We start from the raw sequence: 19,395 nt of genomic DNA on the forward strand, positions 1-19,395 counted from the left end.
CCGCAGCGCGCCGAGAGACGGCGAATACCTCCTCGGAGCGAGCGGAGATTGCCGTGAGTAATCCTGCGGCGCTGAGACACGATTCCTGCCCCGAAGGCTGAGGTCCGAACGCCTAGGGATGAAATACTGAATTGCGAATTCACGCCAATGGCCAAGCTTCTAGCATCGCCACGTGCTGCGCCGGGAATCGACGCAGCGCGGACCGCAATGCAGAAGACTTGGGGAGAGAAGCCAATGGCGCTCAACAACATACAGACACGGCCTGGAGGCCTTCAGATCGATCTCGACAACAGCAACAACATGCTGACGCCGAGCACGAATATCCTTGCCTTGGCCCAGAGCCTGTCCTGGTGGCAGTATCACTGGCAGAAGGCGGTGCTGACGAACTATCTCAACAGCGGCGACCATCTGCGCGGCGACGATCAGATCAACGGCGGCAGCGGCAACGACACCATGGGTGGCGGCGCGGGCAACGACATCCTCAACACCGGCAGCGGCAACAATCTCGCCGATGGAGGCGAGGGCAACGACACCATCAACGGCGGAACCGGAAACGACACTCTGATCGGCGGAGTCGGAAACGACCTGATCAACGACAACGGAGGAACGAACACCATCTATGGCGATGGCGGCCCCGGATCGGGGACGGAGCTGCTGAGCAACGGCGGCTTCGAGTTTCCGCAGAGTCCGGTGCCGGGCTCCGGCTACACGAGCGACCCGAGCATTCCCGGCTGGACCTCGCTGAACGGTGAGAATTTCGAGCGTGTTGCCGCAAGCCACGGCCGCGGTGCAGCGGCGCAGGGCACCTACTGGCTCGACCTCGACGAAACGGCCGGCAATCTCGACATCGTCAGCAATGCGGTGGGCATCCAGTACGGCGAAACCTATCGCGTCGCCTTCTCGCTCAACGATTCCCACGGTGCCGCGGACAACGGCGTCGCGGTTTATCTCGGCAACCAGCTCATCGACACGATCACCGCCGCAGAGGTCATGAACGGGGGCGGCTTCCAGAGTTTCGAGTACTTCGTCACGGCCGAGTTCTCGGGCAATGCGGGGCTGCGCTTCGTCGGGCTCGGCAACCCGGACAATATCGGGCTCGGCCTCGATGCGGTCAGCCTCCAGTCGCTCGACAGCAACGCGGGCGACGGCAACGACACGATCAATGCCGGCAACAACGACGACAGGATCGTCGCGGGCGGCGGCAACGATGTGGTCAATGCCAATCAGGGCAACAACACGGTCTATGCCGGCGCGGGCAACGACACGGTGACCGGCGGCAGCGGCAACGACGCGGTCTATGCCAGCGCGGGCAACGACACGGTCTATGCCAACGAGGGCAACAACCAGGTCGACGGCGGTGCAGGCAACGACACGATCTACTCCGGCAGCGGCTCCGACAACATCTCCGACGGGGAGGGGAACGACATCGTCTATGCGGGCGAGGGCGATGACAACATCATGATCGGCCTCGACGAGTCGACGAACATCAACGAGAGCGGAAGCGACACCTACTACGGGCAAGGCGGAGCCGACGACTTCTACATCGTCAGCCCCTTCTTCGGAAACGACACGATCTGGAACTTCAGCGTGGCTTCGGGGGATCGGCTCGTCGCCGACGGCTCCGATTGGGACGATCCGGGCAACCTCGGAGCCCTCAACGGGGGCGCCCTCACGCTGACCAGGGCGCAGCAGGATCTCAACATCACCTTCAACAACGGGGGCGGGTCGACTCTCAACCTGAAGTACTTCTTCAGCGAGAACAACCAGTTCGCCAACGCGGTGGATCAGGGGACTCTGAGCGACGCCGAAGCCGTGCCGGTGCTGCTGGCGATCTTCCGGAACGGGAATCCCAACGAGGCCGCTTTCCTGATCTGAACCGGTCGACGGGAGCCGGGCATCCGTGCCCGGCTCCTCCAAGCAGAACCGCGAGGGCCCGCGGGGAGACGGCAGCGCCTCCGGCACCATCGCCCGATATGTCACGTCTGTGTGAGATCGGGACTGCCGGCCTTGCTCGCGCACGAAGAAGGCCGATCTCCTCCGGATGCACAGCCCCGTGCAGCCATTCGAACGAGAGCCGCGTGCCCGCCCTGTCCCCCAATGCCTGCCGATCGGCCCTTGCCGGCTTGGTCCTTCTGGCAGGCGCAGCGACATCCCATGCCGATGTCGGCCTGCCCGCAACCGGAGCCCCAACCGACCCTTTCCGCCATGTCCAGGCCCTGCAGGACATTGCGACGGCCAATGGCGGCAACAGGGCCGCCGGCACGGCCGGCTATGACCGCTCCGTCGATTACGTGGCCGAGCGGCTTCGCACGGCCGGCTACGCGGTGCGGCTCGAGGAGTTCGCCTTTCCCCTCTTCGAGGAGCGCACGCCGCCGAGCCTGGTTCTCGATCCCGAGGCACCCGATGCGTTCGCGGCTCCGCGGGAGGCGCTGCGCACGCTGGCCCATTCGGGCTCGGGCGCCCTGACGGCGCCGGTCCAGGCCGTGGATCTCGGCCTGAGCGAAGGACCGCTGCAAGCCTCCACGAGCGGCTGCGAGAGCGAGGACTTCGCAGGCTTCACCCCGGGGCACATCGCCCTCGTGCGGCGGGGCACATGCCCGTTCCAGACCAAGGCCGAACGGGCGCAGGCGGCCGGGGCCGTCGCGCTCATCATCATGAACCAGGGCACCGGGGACCAGACCGGCACCTTCGGCGGGCGCCTGGAAAGGCCGGCCGCCATTCCGGTCCTCGGCGTGAGCACGGAACTCGGCCGCAGGGTTGCGGAGACGGCCCGGGATCCGGCCCGCAGCCGCGTGCGCCTGAAGGTCGAGGCCGAAACGGGGACCCGCTCCACGCGGAACGTCCTGGCCGAGCGCGGCGAGATGAAAGGGCCCTTCATCGTCGTGGGCGCCCATCTCGACAGCGTCTCGGAAGGCCCCGGCATGAACGACAATGCAAGCGGCTCCGCCGCCGTGCTGGAGGCGGCCCTGCGCCTCGCCGGGGAGCCTGCGAGCGGCACGCCGATCCGCTTCGCCTTCTGGGGTGCGGAGGAGAGGGGCCTCGTCGGCTCGCGCCACCACCTCGACGCCCTGCCGGAGGAGGAGCGCCGCCGGATCCGGTTCTACATCAACCTCGACATGGTGGGCTCGGTGAATTTCGGCCGCTTCGTCCAGCTCTCGCAGACGGAGCGGACCGCCGAGACTGCCGGGATCATCCAGGCCTTCACCGATTATTTCGAGACTCGGAACCTGCCCGTCGAGGAGCGCGTCCGAAACCAGCGCGGCTTCGGCTCCGACGATGCGGCCTTTGCCGCCAAGAACATCCCCACCCTCGGCCTCTTCACCGGCGCGGGCAACGCGAAGAGCGAGGAGCATGCCGCCCGGTTCGGCGGCCAGGCCGGCCAGCCCTACGATCCCTGCTATCACAAGGCCTGCGACACGGCGGAGAACATCAACCGGGATGTTCTGGGGCAGATGACCGACGCGTTGACCCATGTTCTGCGCGGTGCGCGCACCATCATGCCGGACCGGTGAATCCGCAGCTCAGGCAGCGCCGCGGATCATCCGTGTGTGCAGCCGGCTCTTCCCGCCGGTCAGACCGCCACATCCGCCGCCACAGCAGCCAGCAGCGCGGCCTCCTTTTCCGGAGGCATCCCGGCCTTCAGGGGCGTTGCCCGGCGGGTCCGGTCCCAGGCGAGGATGTTCGCGAGCGTTTCGTCCAAGGGCCGGGTCCGAAGCCCCTGGGCGAAGGCCTTTTCCGTGTCGATCTCCAGGAAATGGCGGAACGATTCATCGGAACGCGGGAGCCAGAGGGGGACTTCGCTCCAAGGCTCGAGGCCGGCGGCCAGGACCGCCTCGTCCGGGCACCAGACGAACCGCGCATCCGATCCCGTCACGTGGCGGCACGATTCGAGAAGATCGCACATGGCAAGAGGGCGCCCGGTGAGGTTGAAGATTCCACCCAATCCTTTTGCGGCACCCTCGACGATGAAGCGCGCGGCATCGCGCACGTCGATGAGCTGGACGAGCCGCTGCGGATCCCCGGGAGTGGGGATGGAACCGCCCAGATCCACGCGGCGCACCCAGTAGGTCAGACGGTCCGTGTAGTCGCCGGCCCCGACCAGGAGGCCCGACCGGAGAACGAGGGCCCGGTCGCCGAGACGGTCGAGCGCCACAAGCTCGCATTCGCGCTTCAGCGGCCCATAGGCCGTGCCGTAGGATGCGGCGCTGGAGCGGCGCTCCGTGGGGAGCGATCGGGCGAGGTCGAGTTGCTCGGGCGTCGCGCGGCCCGCCGGTGCCTGTTCCGTCAGGCCGGGCTTGGCGAAATCGGCATAGACCGAAGCGCTCGACACGAAAGCGTAGCGGCCGATGGTCGGGGAGAGAGCATCGAGCAGGCTCGCCACGGCGTCGGGCGCAAAGGCGCAGGTATCGACCACAAGGTCGAAGCTGCGGCCCCTGAGGGCCGAGAGGTCGTGGTGCCGGTCGCCGACGATGGTCTCGAACCCAGCTCCGACCGCCGGATTGACCGTCTGGCCGCGGGTGAAGATCGCGACCCTGTGGCCGGCTTCGAGCGCGGCATCCGCAACGGCTCCGCCCAGAAATCCCGTTCCGCCGACCACGAGCACGTTCATCGCAGGCATCCCGACTCACGTTGAGCACCCGCCTAATGAGGATGGAGGTTTCTTGGGCGGTCAACTTCCGCAGGGGCAGATCTGAAAAGCCGGTCCCGTCATCACCGGCCTTGGTTTGGCGATCCCAATCGGTGAAGCCTGTATCTCTCTCCCCCCTTTGCGGGGGAGGGTGGCGAGCGGAGCGAGCCGGGAGAGGGGGAGTACTGGGTGAACACGGCCCCTCTCCCGACCCTCGCTGACGCGAGGGCCACCCTCTCCCGCTGCGGGGAGAGGGTGAGGACGAGGGTTTTGGCCTGTGCAATGTTCTCACTTTGTTCTTGACTTTGTTCCCAACCTTGGCTATAGCTGTGGTTGTCCTGCCTCGCGAGGGACGCGCCCGAGGCGTCGGTTGCGGGGGCGGGATGCGGTTCCGGCCGCTGGCGGGAAGGACGTTGTCCCGTCATGCCGGGGCTCTGAGCGGAGGAGGAGGCGCAGGGCGGCTGTTCGGGCAGCGCCATGGGCCTGGCCTCCCAAGCCTCGCCGGCACCGGTGCACCCGGGGCTGCGCATGCAAGCGCCGCAAAGCTCTCTGAGGGTACGTCCCTGATGGGCTGGAGCGCGAGGCTCAGGGTCGAAAAGCCGTGCGCGGGAGGCAAGGTGCTTCCCGTCCGGGCGGACCTCCCGTCCCGACCCGATCCTTCGCCCGCTCCACCGGAGTGCAGCGAAGCAGCCTTGCCTCCCGCGCTTCCCTTGAAGCAGCCCGAGACAGGCCAGGACCAAGCCCACAGCCGCCACCCCCATCAGGGGAGGGAGCGCCCCGGCGCGGCCTTAAGGAATGGGTCATCACGAACGAGGAGAATGCCGGAAACCCGTGAAACCTCTGCGGTCTGCTCTGGAGACTCAAGCCCTGAGCGCTATGGTTCAAGCACCCTCAAACCCGATTCGACCATGCCCCCACGCACCACCTCCTCAAAGCCCGCCGCCCACCTGACCCCCGACGAGGCCCGCGCCGAGCACGGCTAGCGCTGTTACGGCGAATATTTGTAGGCGAGTAAGAGCCCTGCATTTAGATCTAAAACATCCGATTGCTCTGGATTCCCTAACATGACTTCTGACAAATCTAAAGAAATCGAACCGAAATTGTTTGACGATGATCTCGTCCCAAACAAAAGTAAGCCTGCTGAAGTTAGGGATTTATCAAAGATATTTTGCAGAATCCTTAGAGGTATACCGGAAAAGGACATATTTCACGCTCTAGCGCGAGTTCCTGAGTCTGTAGTCGAAAATTTATATTTAACATTCGCGGGACCACTTATTGCCCAGGCCGGGCAGAAATTTGAACGAGATGATCTAAGAGAAATTGCTCGGAATATAGAATTTAAGGGTTTGTCCCTACCATATGACAGTCTGAGAGAGTTTCTGGATATATTGCAGAAGCAGTATGACCTTACACAGAGAACAGATTATTCCGATATTGAATTCGATGCTCTAAAAGCAATAGTCATTTATCTTGGTGAGATTGCCCCGGAGCTGCCAGAATTCACTGAGATCGGATCAAAAGACTTAGGGAAATTTGCGAAGATCCGGCATCGCGTGCCGATGCTTTCGCTCGCCAACGGCTTTACGGACGAAGAAGTCGAGGAGTTCGTCGAGCGCATCCGCCGCTTCCTCAATCTGAAAGACGATGCGCCGCTGGCCTTCACCGCCGAGCCCAAGATCGACGGCCTGTCCTTGAGCCTGCGCTACGAGAACGGAAGGCTCGTCTCCGCCGCCACCCGGGGCGACGGTGCGGTGGGCGAGGACGTGACCAACAACGCCCGCACGGTGGGCGACATCCCGCATCAACTGAAGGGCTCGAGCCTTCCGGAGGTCCTCGAGGTGCGCGGCGAGGTCTATCTCTCGCACGAGGATTTCGCCGCCATCAATGCGCGCCAGGAAGCGGCCGGCAAGCCGCTCTTCGCCAATCCGCGCAACGCGGCGGCAGGCAGCCTGCGCCAGCTCGATGCGTCGATCACCGCCTCGCGTCCGTTGCGCTTCTTCGCCTATGCCTGGGGCGAGGTGAGCGCCATGCCGGCGGACACGCAATACGGCATGATGGAGTGCTTCAGGAGCTACGGCCTCAAGGTCAATCCGCTGACGCGCCGCTGCACGAGCATCGCGGAGCTGCTGGAGCATTATCACGCCATCGAGGCGGACCGCGCCAATCTCGGCTACGACATCGACGGCGTCGTCTACAAGGTCGATTCCTTGAGCCTGCAGCAGCGCCTCGGCTTCGTCTCGCGCTCGCCGCGCTGGGCGCTGGCGCACAAGTTCCCGGCGCAGAAGGCGATCACGGTGCTGGAAGGCATCGAGATCAATGTGGGCCGCACAGGGTCGCTCAACCCCATTGCGCGGCTCAAGCCTGTCACGGTGGGCGGCGTGGTGGTGTCGAACGCGACCCTGCACAACGAGGATTACATCAAGGGCATCGGCGGCAACGGCGAGAAGATCCGCAATGGTGTCGACATCCGCATCGGCGACACGGTCGTGATCAACCGCGCCGGCGACGTGATCCCGAAGGTGCTCGACGTGGTGCTGGACAAGCGTCCCCCGGACGCGAAGCCTTACGAGTTTCCCACCACCTGCCCCGCCTGCGGCAGCCATGCGGTGCGCGAGGTCAATCCGCGCACGGGCAAGGAGGATGCGGTGCGCCGCTGCACCGGCGGCCTCATCTGCCCGGCGCAGGCCCGCGAGCGCCTAAAACACTTCGTGTCGCGCAACGCCTTCGACATCGAGGGGCTGGGCATGCAGCGCATCGACGAGTTCTACGAGGAGGGCTTGATCCAGCGCCCGCAGGACATCTTCACGCTGGAAGCGCGAAACGCGCGCAGCCTCAAGCGGCTGGAGAACCGGGAAGGGTGGGGCGAGACGAGCGCGAAGAACCTCTTTGCGGCCATCGAGGCACGCCGCTCGATCTCGCTCAACCGCTTCATCTTCGCGCTCGGCATCCCGCATGTGGGCGAGACCTCGGCGCGGCTGCTCGCCCGCCATTTCGGCACCTTCGAGCACCTGCGCGAGGTTGCGAGAGCGGCCGCCGATCCGGCATCGGAAGCGCATGCGGAACTCACCTCCATCGGCGGCATCGGGCCGGTGGTGGCCGAGGCCATCGTCGAGTTCTTCAGGGAGGCGCACAACGGGGAGATGCTCGATGCGCTCCTCGCCGAGGTCGCCATCGAGCCCATGGAGGCGCCGGCCGCCGCAAGCTCGCCCGTCGCCGGCAAGACCGTGGTGTTCACCGGTTCCCTGGAGCAGATGACCCGCGAGGAGGCCAAGGCCATGGCCGAGCGGCTCGGGGCCAAGGTGGCGGGCTCCGTGTCCAAGAAGACCGACATCGTGGTGGCGGGTCCCGGCGCGGGCTCGAAGCTCGCCAAGGCGGCCGAGCTGGGTGTTCAGGTCATGGACGAGGACGGCTGGTTCGCCCTCGTCGGGCGCGGGTGAGACTCCTGTCCAAGACACACAGAGTTCGATGTGGCATGGTGGCGCCATGACGGTGGTCTCCCCCGAGGTCTCGCTCGACCCTGCCCAGGTTGGAGCGGGCGACGTGACGCATTTCTGGCGGGTGCCGCGCTATCGCGGCCTCGACTGCCTGCGTGCGACCTTCCGCCGTCACGCCTATGCCCGCCACAGCCACGACACCTACGCCATCGCGGCGGTGGTCGCAGGGTGCGAGACCTTCTTCCATCGCGGCGTGCAGCACTATGCCTCGGCCGGAAGCATCGGCGTCATCTGCCCGGACGAGATCCATGACGGGGAGCCCCATGGCGGCAGCTTCGAGTACCGGACCTTCTATCCCTCGCCGGAGCTGATGCAGGAGATCGCCGAGGACGTGGCAGGCCGCCCGCTGTCCCGTCCGCCCTGGTTCCGGCATTCCGTGATCGACGACCCCGAGCTTTTCCAGGCTCAGGTCAGGCTCCATGCCTGCCTCTGCCAGGATGAAAGCTGGACCTCCGAGATGGAGCAGGACACCCGCCTCATCGATTTCCTGAGCCGGCTGATCGCCCGCTGGGCCGATCTCGATGCCCTGCCGAGTGTCCGCTACGGATCGACGGGCATCCTGCGGGTGCGGGACTATCTCGATGCCCATCTAGGCGAGGAGGCGGACCTCGCCAACCTCGCGAACATGGCGGGGCTGTCGCGCAGCCACTTCATCCGCGCCTTCGCCAAGGAGACCGGGCTGACGCCCCATGCCTATCTCCTCGACCGGCGCTTCAGGGCTGCCTCCCGATTGCTGCAGCAAGGGGAGGCCCCGGGTGACGTGGCGGCGGCCTGCGGCTTCTTCGATCAGAGCCATCTCAACCGGGTGTTCAAGGCCCGCATGGGTGTGACGCCGGGAGCCTATCGGGCCGCGTGAGAAAGCACTTTCATCCAAGACGTCTCACGATTCGTCGCGCATAAGGCCGGAGCAATGAGGACGGTCATGGATCAGGCAAACCCCTTCGTCTCCACACCCCGCCGGGAGGTCCGGGCGGGCCTGCGCGACATCGCGCCGGTCGCCGTCGCGGCCCTGCCCATCGGCCTCCTGTTCGGTGCGGTCGCTGCCGCCAAAGGCATGTCGCCGCTCGAGGTCATGCTGATGTCCGCCCTGGTCTTCGCGGGCGGCGCGCAGTTCGCCGCCATCGAAACCTGGATCCAGCCGGCACCCATCCTGACGCTCGCCTTCGCGACGTTGCTGATCAATGCGCGCCATGTGCTGATGGGGGCTTCGCTCACGCCCAAGGTCCGCATGTCGCGGCTCCAGACCCTGCTGGCCTATTTCTTCCTCACCGACGAGGCCTGGGCCTTGTCCGAGCGCCGCGCCCTGGAGCGGCCGGTGACCGGAGCCTATTGGTTTGCGATGGCCGCGGTGCTCTGGGCGAACTGGACGCTGTCCTCGACGATCGGCGCGATCCTCGGCTCCTTCCTCGGCGATCCCGAGCGCATCGGCGCCGACTTCGCCTTCACGGCCCTGTTCATCGGCCTCGTGGCCGGCTTTGGCCGCAGCCGCGTGACGCTCGTGACCGTTGCCGCCAGCGCGACCGTCGCGGCCCTGGTGCACACCTTCGTCGGCGCTCCCTGGCACGTGGCGTCGGGCGCTCTCGCGGGCATCGCCGCCGCCTACCTGGCTGCTCCTGAGGAAGCACGCGCATGAGCCTCGACACGACGACCCTGATCGCCATCCTGGCCATGGCGGCGGTGACCTACCTCACGCGCATCGTGGGCCTCTTCGTCGCCGACCGGCTCGTGCTGACCGGCCGCGCCAAGGCCGCCTTCGATGCGATTCCTCCGGCGGTGCTCGTGGCGGTGATCGCGCCGACCGCGCTCACCACCGGATGGGCGGAAGCCATCGCCGCCGCCATCACGGCCGTCGCGGCGTTCCGGCTTCCGCTGCTCGGCACGGTGGCGGTCGGCGTGGTTTCAGTCGTGGTGCTGCGGAACGTGCTCTAGCCGATGGCCTGCGTTGCGTTCTCCAACCAGGCGCGCGTATCGGCATCGAGGTGCGGACCGATCTTCTCGCGAACGGCCGCATGATACGCGTTGAGCCACGCGATCTCGTCCGCATTCATGATCGCAGGCTCCACGAGGCGCAGGTCGATGGGCGTGAAGGTGAGCGTCTCGAAGCCCATCATCTCCCGGTCGCCGCCGGGAATCGTGCGCGGCTCCACCAGGATCAGGTTCTCGATGCGGATGCCGTAGGCGCCGGGCTTGTAGAAGCCCGGCTCGTTGGAGAGCATCATGCCGATCTCCAGCGGCGTGTGGCCGGTCTTGGCGATGCGCTGCGGGCCTTCGTGCACGGAGAGATAGCTGCCGATGCCGTGGCCCGTGCCGTGATCGAAGTCGAGGCCTGCCTCCCACAGGGGCTTGCGCGCGAAAGCATCGATCTGCGCGCCCGTCGTGCCTTTCGGAAAGACCGCCTGCGCGATGGCGATGTGGCCTTTGAGCACGCGGGTGAAGCGGTCCTTCATCTCCGCATCGGGCTCGCCCACGATGATCGTACGGGTGATGTCGGTGGTGCCGTCTTCGTATTGCGCGCCGGAATCGATCAGGAAGATCTGGTTCGCCTCGATGGCACGGTTGCTCGATGTGGTGACGCGGTAATGGGGCAGGGCGGCATTGGGGCCCGCGCCCGAGATCGTCGGGAACGAGACGTTCTTCAGCGCTCCGGTCTCGAGGCGGAAGGCTTCCAGCGCCTCCACCGCATCGATCTCCGTGAGCCGGCCCGAAGGCGCCTCGCGGTCGAGCCAGGCGAGGAAGCGGGCCACTGCCACGCCGTCGCGCAGATGCGCCGCACGCGAGCCTGCGATCTCGGCCTCGTTCTTGACCGCCTTCATGAGCGCGATGGGGTCGGCGCCCACATCGACCTTGCCGCCCGCCGCCTCGATGCGCCGGATCAGGGCGACCGCGCCGGTGGCCGCGTCGATGCGAACCTTGCCGCCCGTCCGGCCCAGTTCTTCAAGGGCGGTCTGGAAGCCGCTGATCGAGGCGAATTCGGCGAGGTCGCCCACCGCATCGCCCGCCTCGTTCGTCACCTTGGCCGGATCGAAGAAGAGGCTCGCGCGTCCCTCCCTGGGCAGGATGGCATAGCCCAGGGGCAGGGGCGTGTGCCCCACATCTCCGCCGCGCAGGTTGAAGGCCCAGGCGAGGTTGTGCGGGTCGGAGATGACCAGCGCATCGATCTTCGCCTCGGCCATCTTCCTGCGGATGCGCTCCAGCTTGGCCGGCGTCGTTTCGCCGGCATAGTCGAGCGGATGCGGGCGCACCGGCGCCTGCGGGGGCGCCGGGCGGTCGATCCAGACCACGTCGACGAGGTTGATGTCGACGGGCGCGAGGCGCCCGCCGGCGCGGCTCACCGCCTGCTCCAGGCGCTTCAGGCCGTCGCTGGTGTGAAGCCAGGGATCGTAGGCGAGGGTGCCGCCGGGCGGCAGGTGCTCGGCGATCCAGTCCTCGGGGGTGGAGTCGGCCAGCTGAACCGGCGTGATGACGGAGGTGTCCACCTGCTCGGCGGCCTGCACCGTGTAGCGCCCGTCGACCACGAGGGCGGCCTTGTTCTGCAGGATGACGGCCGTGCCGGCCGAGCCCGTGAAGCCGGTGAGCCACGCCAGACGCTCCGCGCTTTTCGGCACGTACTCGCCCTGGTGCTCGTCGGCGCGGGGCACGATGAAGCCGTCGAACCCACGGCGGGCCATCTCGGCCCGCAGCTTGGCAATGTGCGCCGGGCCCTGGGCAGGGGAGGTTGTGTCGTCGAAGAACTGGAACTGAGCCATGGAAAGCAGCACCGGAAGCGGAATGGAGAGGCCAGCACGCTAGGCCGGAGAGGGCGCGGCCGCAACTGTGATGAGCCTGCAGGAGGCGCTTCCTGCGAAGGCAATCTGCTCATGACGCATGCGTCGAGTGCCTGAAGGTTAATCTTTCGGAAGCCCGTTCTGCACCAAGTGCATGTCTCGCATGTGATCCTATGACTTCTACTAAAGTCGGCCTGAGCCTATGTTCCTTTCAACAAGAACAGAGGAGCGCTGAAGGGTCTCGGCACCGTTCTGTTGGAGATGAGCCCATGACCACAGCTGTTTTTTCGTCCAGTCTCGTCCGCAAGGAGCAGGCCCCGTCCAAGCTGTCGCAGCTTGCCGCCCGCGTCGCGGCCGCTCTCATGGAGAGCCGCGCCAGAAGCGCCACCCGGGAGCTGCGCCGCCACGAGGCGTTCATGACCGATCTCGCCCGCAGGCAGGATCACTCGCCCCTGTTCCTCGACCAGTCCGAGCCTCTGCCCTTCAAGATCTAACCAGCCCGTTTGCAAGGAAAGACAGCATCATGATCATCGTCGCCGCCATGAAGGCCATCCGCGAAGTCTGGGTCGAGACCCTCAAGCTCCGCCGCGAACTCGCCAAGCGCTATCCGGGCGTCCTGGCCGAGTAACGATCCTTACCGGCGGGGAAGCGCTCGCGCGCTGCCCCGCTTCATCACCAGCGCCGCCCAGCCTTCCAGGTCGTAGCGGCGCTGCAGATACCAGCCCTGATGGGCATAGGCCGACAGCACGCCGGGAACGTCGCGGGCAAGCAGGCCCGACAGGATGATCGTCCCGCGATTGCTCGTCACCCGCGCCAGCGAGGGCGCCAGCATCCGCAGGGGCCTTGCCAGGATATTGGCGAAGACGAGGTCGAAATGGCCCGGACGGTCTGCCTCCGGGTGGCGGATGCCGGGGCCCACGTAAAGCTTCATCCAGGCGCCGATCCCATTGAGCCGCGCATTCTCGCGGGCCACGCGGACGGCCTCCGGATCGATATCTCCCGCCACGACGGGACGCTTCAGAACCTTCGCCGCCGCAAAAGCCAGGATGCCCGTGCCGGTGCCCACATCGAGCACATGGCGCGGCGTGCGCGTCTTCAGCTCGTCCACGAAGGCGAGCAGGCAGCCCTTGGTGGTGCCGTGGTGGCCGGTCCCGAAGGCCAAGCCTGCCTCGATCTCGATGGAAATGTCGCTCGGCCGGCGCTGCTCCCGGTCATGGGAGCCGTGAACGAAGATGCGGCCGGCCCGGACCGGCTTCAGGCCCTCGAGCGAGGCCTTCACCCAGTCCTTCTGCTCGATGGGCAGGAACACGCCCTTGTCCGCCTCCGCGCCCACGATGGGGCGCAGCAGGCTGCGGATCGCGGCCTCGTCGGGCTGGTGGGCGAAATAGGCCTCCAGCATCCACGGCCCGCCGTCCTCCGTCTCGAACGACGCAACAGCGGTCTCGGCAGGGTCGAAGATCTCGCCGATCATCTCGGTCATGGCGCGCGCGGAGCGCTCGTCCGTGGTGATGCGGAACACATGGGTGGGGCGGTTGGGGTGCAGTCCTTCGAGCATGACCCCGCTTTATCACCGCTCACGCCGGCGGTCACCTGTCCGTGAATCGAGGAAGCGGGAGGAACCGTAAGGGTGGAAGCTCTCCCACGATGGCTTGGGGACGGGGAAGACAGGGCGCTCACCTGAAGAGCAGCGGATCGTTCGAGCTGATGCCGGATCTCAGGCCGGCGTCAGCTCCCTGGCCGGCTCGAGAACCTTGAGGCGCTCCGCCTCCTTCGCCTTGTACTCGCGCTGCACATCCGTGATGTAGTCGCGCACGATGGGCGCGGCGTCGCGCTTGCGGGCGAGCTGCATGTGGAACACGAGCTGGCTGCCGGTGGTGAACATGGTCTCGGCGCTGATGAGGTAGAACTCGAACATGCGGCAGAAGCGCTCGTCGTACATGGCGGCAATCCTTTCGCGGTTCGCCTCGAAGCGCCGGTGCCAATGATTGAGCGTCTTCGCGTAGTGCACGCGCAGGAATTCGAGATCCGTCACCCACAGCTGGTTCTGCTCGACGACGGGAAACACCTCCGACAGGGCAGGGGAATAGGCGCCGGGGAAGATGTATTTTCTGAGCCACGGGCTCGCAGTGCCGGGCGGGCTCATCTTGCCGATGGAATGCAGCACCATCAGTCCGTCGTCGTCGAGCAGCGCGTTGATCTTGGCGAAGAACTCGCCGTAATGATGCACGCCCACATGCTCGAACATGCCGACCGAGACGATGCGGTCGAATTTTTTGTCAACCATGCGGTAGTCCAGCAGTTCGAAGCGGACGCGATCAGAAAGTCCGGCCCGACGCGCCTTCTCGTTGGAGAGTTCGTACTGTTCCTTCGAGAGCGTGACTCCCGTGACGTCCACGTCCTCCATGGCGGCGAGATAGAGCGCGAGGTCGCCCCAGCCGCTGCCGATGTCGAGGATCTTCAGGCCAGGCTTCAGCCTAAGCTTCGAGGCAATGAGACGAAGCTTGTTCTGCTGCGCCTCCTCCAGCGTGTCGTCGTCGTTGACGAAGTAGGCGCAGGAATACTGCATGCCCTTGTCGAGGAAAAGCCTGTAGAAGTCGTTGCCCAGATCGTAGTGGTGCGCGACGTTCTGTTGCGCCTTGCCGACGGGGTTCGCCTGCTGGAACCGCTTCACCGTTCGCGAGATGCGCTTGAGCACGCTCTGCAGCGGGTAACTCGCCAGGGAGGAGCGGTTCATCGAGAAGAGGTTCAGGAAGTCCCGCAAGGTAGAGCCCTCCTCGAAGCTCATGCGCCCGTCCATGTAGGCTTCGCCGGCATGCAGTTCCGGGTTGAGGAAGAGCTTGTGATAGAGCGAGCGGTCCGTCAGCCGCATGGTGACGCTTGGGCCCGGCTTCTCGCCACCGAACGTGTGAATACCTCCCTCCGCATCGATCACCTTCAAGGTTCCGGCACGCACGAAGGATCTCAGCATGTTGGACAGGGGAAACATCGGCACCTCCCGAGATCGGTCGTTTGGGCCGGATGGTTCCACAGTTACGAGCAGGTGGCTAGAGGGCGAAGGTCCAGATCAGAACTGGTCTAAAATGCAGGAAATCCGGCCTGATGCGGGAACAACCGGGAGTCGCTCCTGTTGAGAGGCTGACTCCTGAGGGGCCGGGAGCCGTCACTCACACGACAGGAACAGGAGCAAGCGGATGTTCTTCCGCCAGCGGCAGATGGCCTATCACGCCAAGCCCGAAAAACCCGACCCGCTCTTCGCCAAGATGCTCCAGGAGCCCCTGGGAGGTCAGTGGGGCGAGATCAGCGTGATGATGACCTATCTGTTCCAGGGCTGGAACTGCCGCGGGCCGCAGAAGTACAAGGACATGATCATGGACATCGGCACCGAGGAGATCGGCCATGTCGAGATGCTCGCCACCATGATCGCCCGCCTGCTCGAAACGTCGCCGATCGAGCAGCAGGAGGACATGGCCAAGAACTCGGTGGTGGGAGCCGTGATGGGCGGCGCCCGGGTCGAGGATGCCATCGTGGCCGGCATGAATGCCCAGCACTACATCGTGGCAGGTCTTGGAGCGCGGCCCTCGGACAGCGTCGGCAATCCCTGGACATCCGCCTACACCATCGCGAGCGGCAATCTGCTCGCCGATTTCCGCTTCAACGTGACGGCCGAGAGCCAGGGGCGCCTGCAGGTCGCCCGTCTCTACAACATGACGAACGATCCCGGCGTTCGCGACATGCTCTCCTACCTCATCGCGCGCGACACCATGCACCAGAACCAATGGCTCGCCGCCATCCGTGAATTGGAGGAGGACGGGCTCGAGATGACGCCGGTGCCGTCGAACTTCCCGCAGGAGCTGGAGAAGGGCGAGGTGGCCTACCAGTTCCTGAACCATTCGGAAGGCACGGAGAGCCAGCAGGGACGGTGGGCGCAGGGGCCCTCGCCGGACGGCAAGGGTACCTTCACCTATGTCGACCGTCCCCCGGCCTTCACCGAGGATGAGGGCAACCTCAACCCGGTCGATCCGCGCACCTACGGCACGCCGCCGGCTCCCGTGCCGCCCGCGGCTGCGGAGTAGGGTTCTCTTGAAATGATATGTTGCGATGCCCGGCCCTGCGCCGGGCATCTTCTTGGATCAGCCCAAAGCCTCGACGAAGCTGTCGAGCACCATCTTCCGCCCGGCCTTGTCGAACTCGACCGTGAGCTTGTTGCCGTCCACCGCCTCGATGGTGCCGGGGCCGAACTTGGTGTGCAGCACGCGCCCGCCGACCCTGAAGCCCGAGCCGCCCGTGGACTTTGCCACCAGTTCGCCTTCGATCAGCACGGGTCCGCGCCGCTCGCCCGAGCGGCGGGCCGAGTATCCGCCGTCGTCGGTGCTGGCGCGGTGCGCCTGAGCGCGCTGCCAGCCGGGAGTCTGGTAGGAAGAACCGCTGAAGGGCTGCATGCGGTCGAAGCGCGAGCCGCCATAGCCGCCGCCATAGGAGAAGTTGGCCGGGGCCTCGACGATCTCCACGTTCGACTCAGGCAGGTCGTCGATGAAGCGGCTCGGCACGGTCGAGTTCCACAGGCCGTGGATGCGCCGGTTCGAGGCGAAGTAGATCTTGGCGCGCTTGCGGGCGCGGGTGAGGCCCACATGGGCGAGGCGTCGCTCCTCCTCGAGGCCGGCGCGGCCGCTCTCGTCCAGCGCCCGCTGGTTCGGGAAGAGCCCTTCCTCCCAGCCGGGGAGGAAGACCGTGTCGAACTCCAGGCCCTTCGCCGCATGGAGCGTCATCAGGCTCACGCGCTCGGCGGTATCGGATTCGTTCGCCTCCATCACGAGCGACACATGCTCGAGGAAGCTCTGCAGGTCCGGGAACTCCTCCATGGAGCGCACGAGTTCCTTGAGGTTCTCGAGCCGCCCCGCCGCATCGGCCGATTTGTCCTTCTGCCACATGTCGGTGTAGCCGGATTCCTCAAGCACCGTCTGCGCCACCTCGGACTGGCTCATGGTCTCGGACAGCTTCGCCCATCGCCCGAAGGAGATGAGGAGGTCGCGCAGCGTGGCCCGAGGCTTGGGCTTCAGCTCGTCGGTCTCGACGATGAAGCGCGCCGCCTCCATCAGCGGCACGCGGGCGGCGCGGGCGTGGTTGTGCAGCACCTGGATCGTGGCATCGCCCAGGCCCCGCTTGGGCACGTTGACGATGCGCTCGAAGGCGAGGTCGTCGGCAGGCTGGTTCACGACGCGCAGATAGGCCAGCGCATCCCGGATTTCCGCGCGCTCGTAGAAGCGGGGGCCGCCGATGACGCGATAGGGCACGCCGAGCGTCACGAGCCGGTCTTCGATCTCGCGCATCTGGGCGGAGATGCGCACGAGGATCGCGATCTCGGAGAGCGGGTGCTTCTTGGCGTGCAGCGCCTCGATCTCCTCGCCGATGAGCCGGGCCTCGTCCTCGGAGTCCCAGGCGCCGGTGATCGTCACCTTCTCGCCGGGCTCGTCCTCGGTGCGCAGGGTCTTGCCGAGGCGGCCCTGGTTCTTGGCGATGAGGCCGGAGGCGGCGGAGAGGATGTGGCCCGTGGAGCGGTAGTTGCGCTCGAGCCGGATCACGGTCGCGCCGGGGAAGTCGTGCTCGAAGCGCAGGATGTTGTCGACCTCGGCGCCGCGCCAGCCATAGATCGACTGGTCGTCGTCGCCGACGCAGCACAGGTTCTTGCGCGCCTGGGCGAGGAGCCGCAGCCAGAGATACTGGGCGACGTTGGTGTCCTGGTACTCGTCCACGAGCATGTAGCGGAAGCGGTTCTGGTACTGCTCCAGGATGTCCGGATGTTCCCGCCACAGGCGCAGGCATTCGAGCAGGAGGTCGCCGAAATCGACGGCGTTGAGAACCTTCAGGCGCTCCTGATAGGCGCGATAGAGCCGTCCGCCCTTGCCGTTGGCGAAGGCTCCGGCCTCGCCGGCAGGCACCTGATCGGGGCCCAGGCCCCGGTTCTTCCAGCCATCGATGTGGCCGGCGAGCTGGCGCGCCGGCCAGCGCTTCTCGTCGATGCCCTCGGCCTCGATCACCTGCTTCATCAGGCGAAGCTGGTCGTCCGTGCCGAGAATGGTGAAGTCGGAGCGCAGGCCCACCAGCTCCGCATGGCGGCGCAGGATCTTGGTGCCGATGGAATGGAAGGTGCCGAGCCACTGCATCCCCTCGGCCACGTCCCCGATCACCGAGGTGATGCGCTCGCGCATCTCGCGCGCGGCCTTGTTGGTGAAGGTCACGGCCAGGATCTGCGACGGCCAGGCCTTCCCGGTGGCGATCAGGTGGGCGATCCGGGTGGTGAGCACCCGGGTCTTGCCGGTGCCGGCCCCGGCCAGGACGAGAACCGGGCCTTCGGTCGCCTCGACGGCGGCGCGCTGCTCCGGGTTCAGGCCGTTCAGATAGGGGGATTGCGGCGCAACCGCCGCCCGGGCGCGGGCGCTCAGCGAGCCGGACGCCGGCTCATGGGCGAGGCTGTCCTGCGGATCGGGTCTGGGATCGGACTGATTCATCGGCGGGACCATGGATCAAAAGGCGAACGGCGTCGAGCCCGGAATGCCTGTCGATCCTGCCGCAGGGGCGAACCTGAAGGCCCCGGCTTCATTGTCGGAGGAGGGCTCCAGGGCCACATATGGGCATGAGGCTCTTGAGGAGGAATGTCGCATGCGTCTCGCCCTCGCCGCTGCCATGGTTTCAAGCCTGCTCCTGCCCTTGGCCGTGCCGGCGGAGGCCCAGACACGGCTGCCTCGCGTAAGCCCTGCGGAGCGCAAGACCAAGACGATCAACCGCCAGATCCAGCAGGATCAACGCCTGCTCAGGCTGGAAGAGCGCATCCAGATGGAGAACAACCAGATCCGGCAGAGCATCGAGCGCGACCGCCTGTTCGCTCCTCGCCCGCTGCCGCCGATGCCGCGCGGGTGATGCCTGTTCCCGCCCGGGCCGCTCAGTGGCGCGTCCCCGAGGCCGGGATGGCCTCCCCGACTTCGGTCCTGCGCGGAATGCCGATGACGCGCCCCAGGTTCTGCGGCCTCGCCAGCCGCGCATGGGTGGTCTTCATCACGGCCAGGTTGGCGGCGATGTCGTCCGGGAAGGGGCGGACCTTCCGGGTCTCCATGTCCACGTGGAGGGACAGGCCCTCCATGGTGGCGGCGACCCAGCCCTCTCCCGCATGGCGGATTTCCATGTAGTAGTGGATGCGCTTCTCGTCGTAGTCGACGAGCTGGAGCGTGACGCGCACCCGGTCGTGCATCTTCAGCTCACGCTTGTAGACGGTGTGGATCTCGGCCGCGAAGAAGGACGCCTTGCGCTTTTCGAAGTAATCCTGGCCCAGGCCGACCAGGCTGAACCCTTCCTCCACCGCCCGGTCGAAGAGCACATGGTAGTAGGCCATGTTCATGTGGCCGTTGTAGTCGATCCATGCGGGCTCGACCCGCATCGTGGAGGACACGAAGGGCGCGAAGAAAAAGACGGGGGTCCGCTTTCCCATGGTCAAACTCGTCCCCTGATGCTCCTCAAA

At 66.0% G+C, this 19,395-nt stretch carries 15 protein-coding genes; 9 read left to right on the plus strand and 6 right to left on the minus strand.

Going from position 1 to position 19,395, the window contains the following annotated elements; translation table 11 throughout:
• Nucleotides 1-234 precede the first annotated feature (234 nt).
• A complete protein-coding gene (locus tag GR303_RS06630; RefSeq protein WP_161723584.1) occupies nucleotides 235-1,875 on the plus strand; it encodes a calcium-binding protein in 1,641 nt (546 codons plus the stop codon).
• A 203-nt stretch (nucleotides 1,876-2,078) separates the two neighbouring features.
• Complete coding sequence (locus GR303_RS06635; RefSeq protein WP_161723585.1) at nucleotides 2,079-3,512, plus strand: M20/M25/M40 family metallo-hydrolase; 1,434 nt, start codon at nucleotides 2,079-2,081, stop codon at nucleotides 3,510-3,512.
• A 59-nt stretch (nucleotides 3,513-3,571) separates the two neighbouring features.
• Here the strand turns inward: GR303_RS06635 and GR303_RS06640 are convergent, their stop codons facing one another.
• Nucleotides 3,572-4,609, minus strand: a complete 1,038-nt coding sequence (locus GR303_RS06640) for an NAD-dependent epimerase/dehydratase family protein (RefSeq protein WP_161723586.1) — start codon at nucleotides 4,607-4,609, stop codon at nucleotides 3,572-3,574.
• Between the two features lie 1,397 nt (nucleotides 4,610-6,006).
• Here GR303_RS06640 and ligA point away from each other — a divergent pair.
• The 4 genes from ligA to GR303_RS06660 all read left to right on the plus strand — a co-directional run bounded on the left by ligA (nucleotide 6,007) and on the right by GR303_RS06660 (nucleotide 10,050).
• Nucleotides 6,007-8,064: an NAD-dependent DNA ligase LigA gene (ligA, locus tag GR303_RS06645; RefSeq protein WP_425487115.1), complete on the plus strand. Its 2,058-nt coding sequence runs from the start codon at nucleotides 6,007-6,009 to the stop codon at nucleotides 8,062-8,064.
• A gap of 46 nt (nucleotides 8,065-8,110) precedes the next feature.
• Nucleotides 8,111-8,977 carry an AraC family transcriptional regulator gene (locus GR303_RS06650; RefSeq protein ID WP_161723587.1) on the plus strand — a complete coding sequence of 289 codons (867 nt, stop codon included), beginning with the start codon at nucleotides 8,111-8,113 and terminating at the stop codon, nucleotides 8,975-8,977.
• 66 nt (nucleotides 8,978-9,043) lie between these two features.
• Nucleotides 9,044-9,754 carry an AzlC family ABC transporter permease gene (locus GR303_RS06655; RefSeq protein ID WP_161723588.1) on the plus strand — a complete coding sequence of 237 codons (711 nt, stop codon included), beginning with the start codon at nucleotides 9,044-9,046 and terminating at the stop codon, nucleotides 9,752-9,754.
• On the plus strand, nucleotides 9,751-10,050 hold the full coding sequence (locus GR303_RS06660) for an AzlD family protein (RefSeq protein ID WP_161723589.1): 300 nt from the start codon (nucleotides 9,751-9,753) through the stop codon (nucleotides 10,048-10,050). The genes GR303_RS06655 and GR303_RS06660 overlap by 4 nt, the downstream gene beginning before the upstream one ends.
• Here GR303_RS06660 and GR303_RS06665 read toward each other — a convergent pair.
• Nucleotides 10,047-11,867 (minus strand): aminopeptidase P family protein, encoded by a 1,821-nt coding sequence (locus GR303_RS06665; RefSeq protein ID WP_161723590.1) that lies wholly within the window; start codon nucleotides 11,865-11,867, stop codon nucleotides 10,047-10,049. The two genes, GR303_RS06660 and GR303_RS06665, sit on opposite strands and share 4 nt — an antisense overlap.
• A gap of 287 nt (nucleotides 11,868-12,154) precedes the next feature.
• Here GR303_RS06665 and GR303_RS06670 point away from each other — a divergent pair, with 287 nt between their 5' ends.
• Nucleotides 12,155-12,379: a hypothetical protein gene (locus tag GR303_RS06670; protein WP_161723591.1), complete on the plus strand. Its 225-nt coding sequence runs from the start codon at nucleotides 12,155-12,157 to the stop codon at nucleotides 12,377-12,379.
• Between the two features lie 140 nt (nucleotides 12,380-12,519).
• Here the strand turns inward: GR303_RS06670 and GR303_RS06675 are convergent, their stop codons facing one another.
• Together GR303_RS06675 and GR303_RS06680 are read right to left on the minus strand one after the other, a co-directional pair.
• Nucleotides 12,520-13,440 (minus strand): 50S ribosomal protein L11 methyltransferase, encoded by a 921-nt coding sequence (locus tag GR303_RS06675; RefSeq protein ID WP_161723592.1) that lies wholly within the window; start codon nucleotides 13,438-13,440, stop codon nucleotides 12,520-12,522.
• A 159-nt stretch (nucleotides 13,441-13,599) separates the two neighbouring features.
• Nucleotides 13,600-14,871: an SAM-dependent methyltransferase gene (locus GR303_RS06680; RefSeq protein ID WP_161723593.1), complete on the minus strand. Its 1,272-nt coding sequence runs from the start codon at nucleotides 14,869-14,871 to the stop codon at nucleotides 13,600-13,602.
• Between the two features lie 205 nt (nucleotides 14,872-15,076).
• On the opposite strand from GR303_RS06680, the gene GR303_RS06685 reads away from it, so the two are divergent.
• Entirely contained in the window at nucleotides 15,077-15,958 is an 882-nt protein-coding gene (locus GR303_RS06685; protein ID WP_161723594.1) for a manganese catalase, read from the plus strand.
• A gap of 57 nt (nucleotides 15,959-16,015) precedes the next feature.
• Here GR303_RS06685 and GR303_RS06690 read toward each other — a convergent pair whose 3' ends face one another.
• On the minus strand, nucleotides 16,016-18,391 hold the full coding sequence (locus GR303_RS06690; protein WP_201751939.1) for an ATP-dependent helicase: 2,376 nt from the start codon (nucleotides 18,389-18,391) through the stop codon (nucleotides 16,016-16,018).
• Nucleotides 18,392-18,542: 151 nt separating this feature from the next.
• Here GR303_RS06690 and GR303_RS06695 point away from each other — a divergent pair, with 151 nt between their 5' ends.
• Nucleotides 18,543-18,800 (plus strand): hypothetical protein, encoded by a 258-nt coding sequence (locus GR303_RS06695; RefSeq protein ID WP_161723595.1) that lies wholly within the window; start codon nucleotides 18,543-18,545, stop codon nucleotides 18,798-18,800.
• Nucleotides 18,801-18,822: 22 nt separating this feature from the next.
• Here GR303_RS06695 and GR303_RS06700 read toward each other — a convergent pair whose 3' ends face one another.
• The gene (locus tag GR303_RS06700; protein WP_161723596.1) at nucleotides 18,823-19,365 is read right to left on the minus strand and encodes a thioesterase family protein; all 543 of its coding nucleotides are present in this window, start codon (nucleotides 19,363-19,365) and stop codon (nucleotides 18,823-18,825) included.
• Nucleotides 19,366-19,395 lie beyond the last annotated feature (30 nt).

The organism is Microvirga arsenatis (assembly GCF_009910705.1).
GTDB classification, from domain to species: Bacteria; Pseudomonadota; Alphaproteobacteria; order Rhizobiales; family Beijerinckiaceae; genus Microvirga; species Microvirga arsenatis.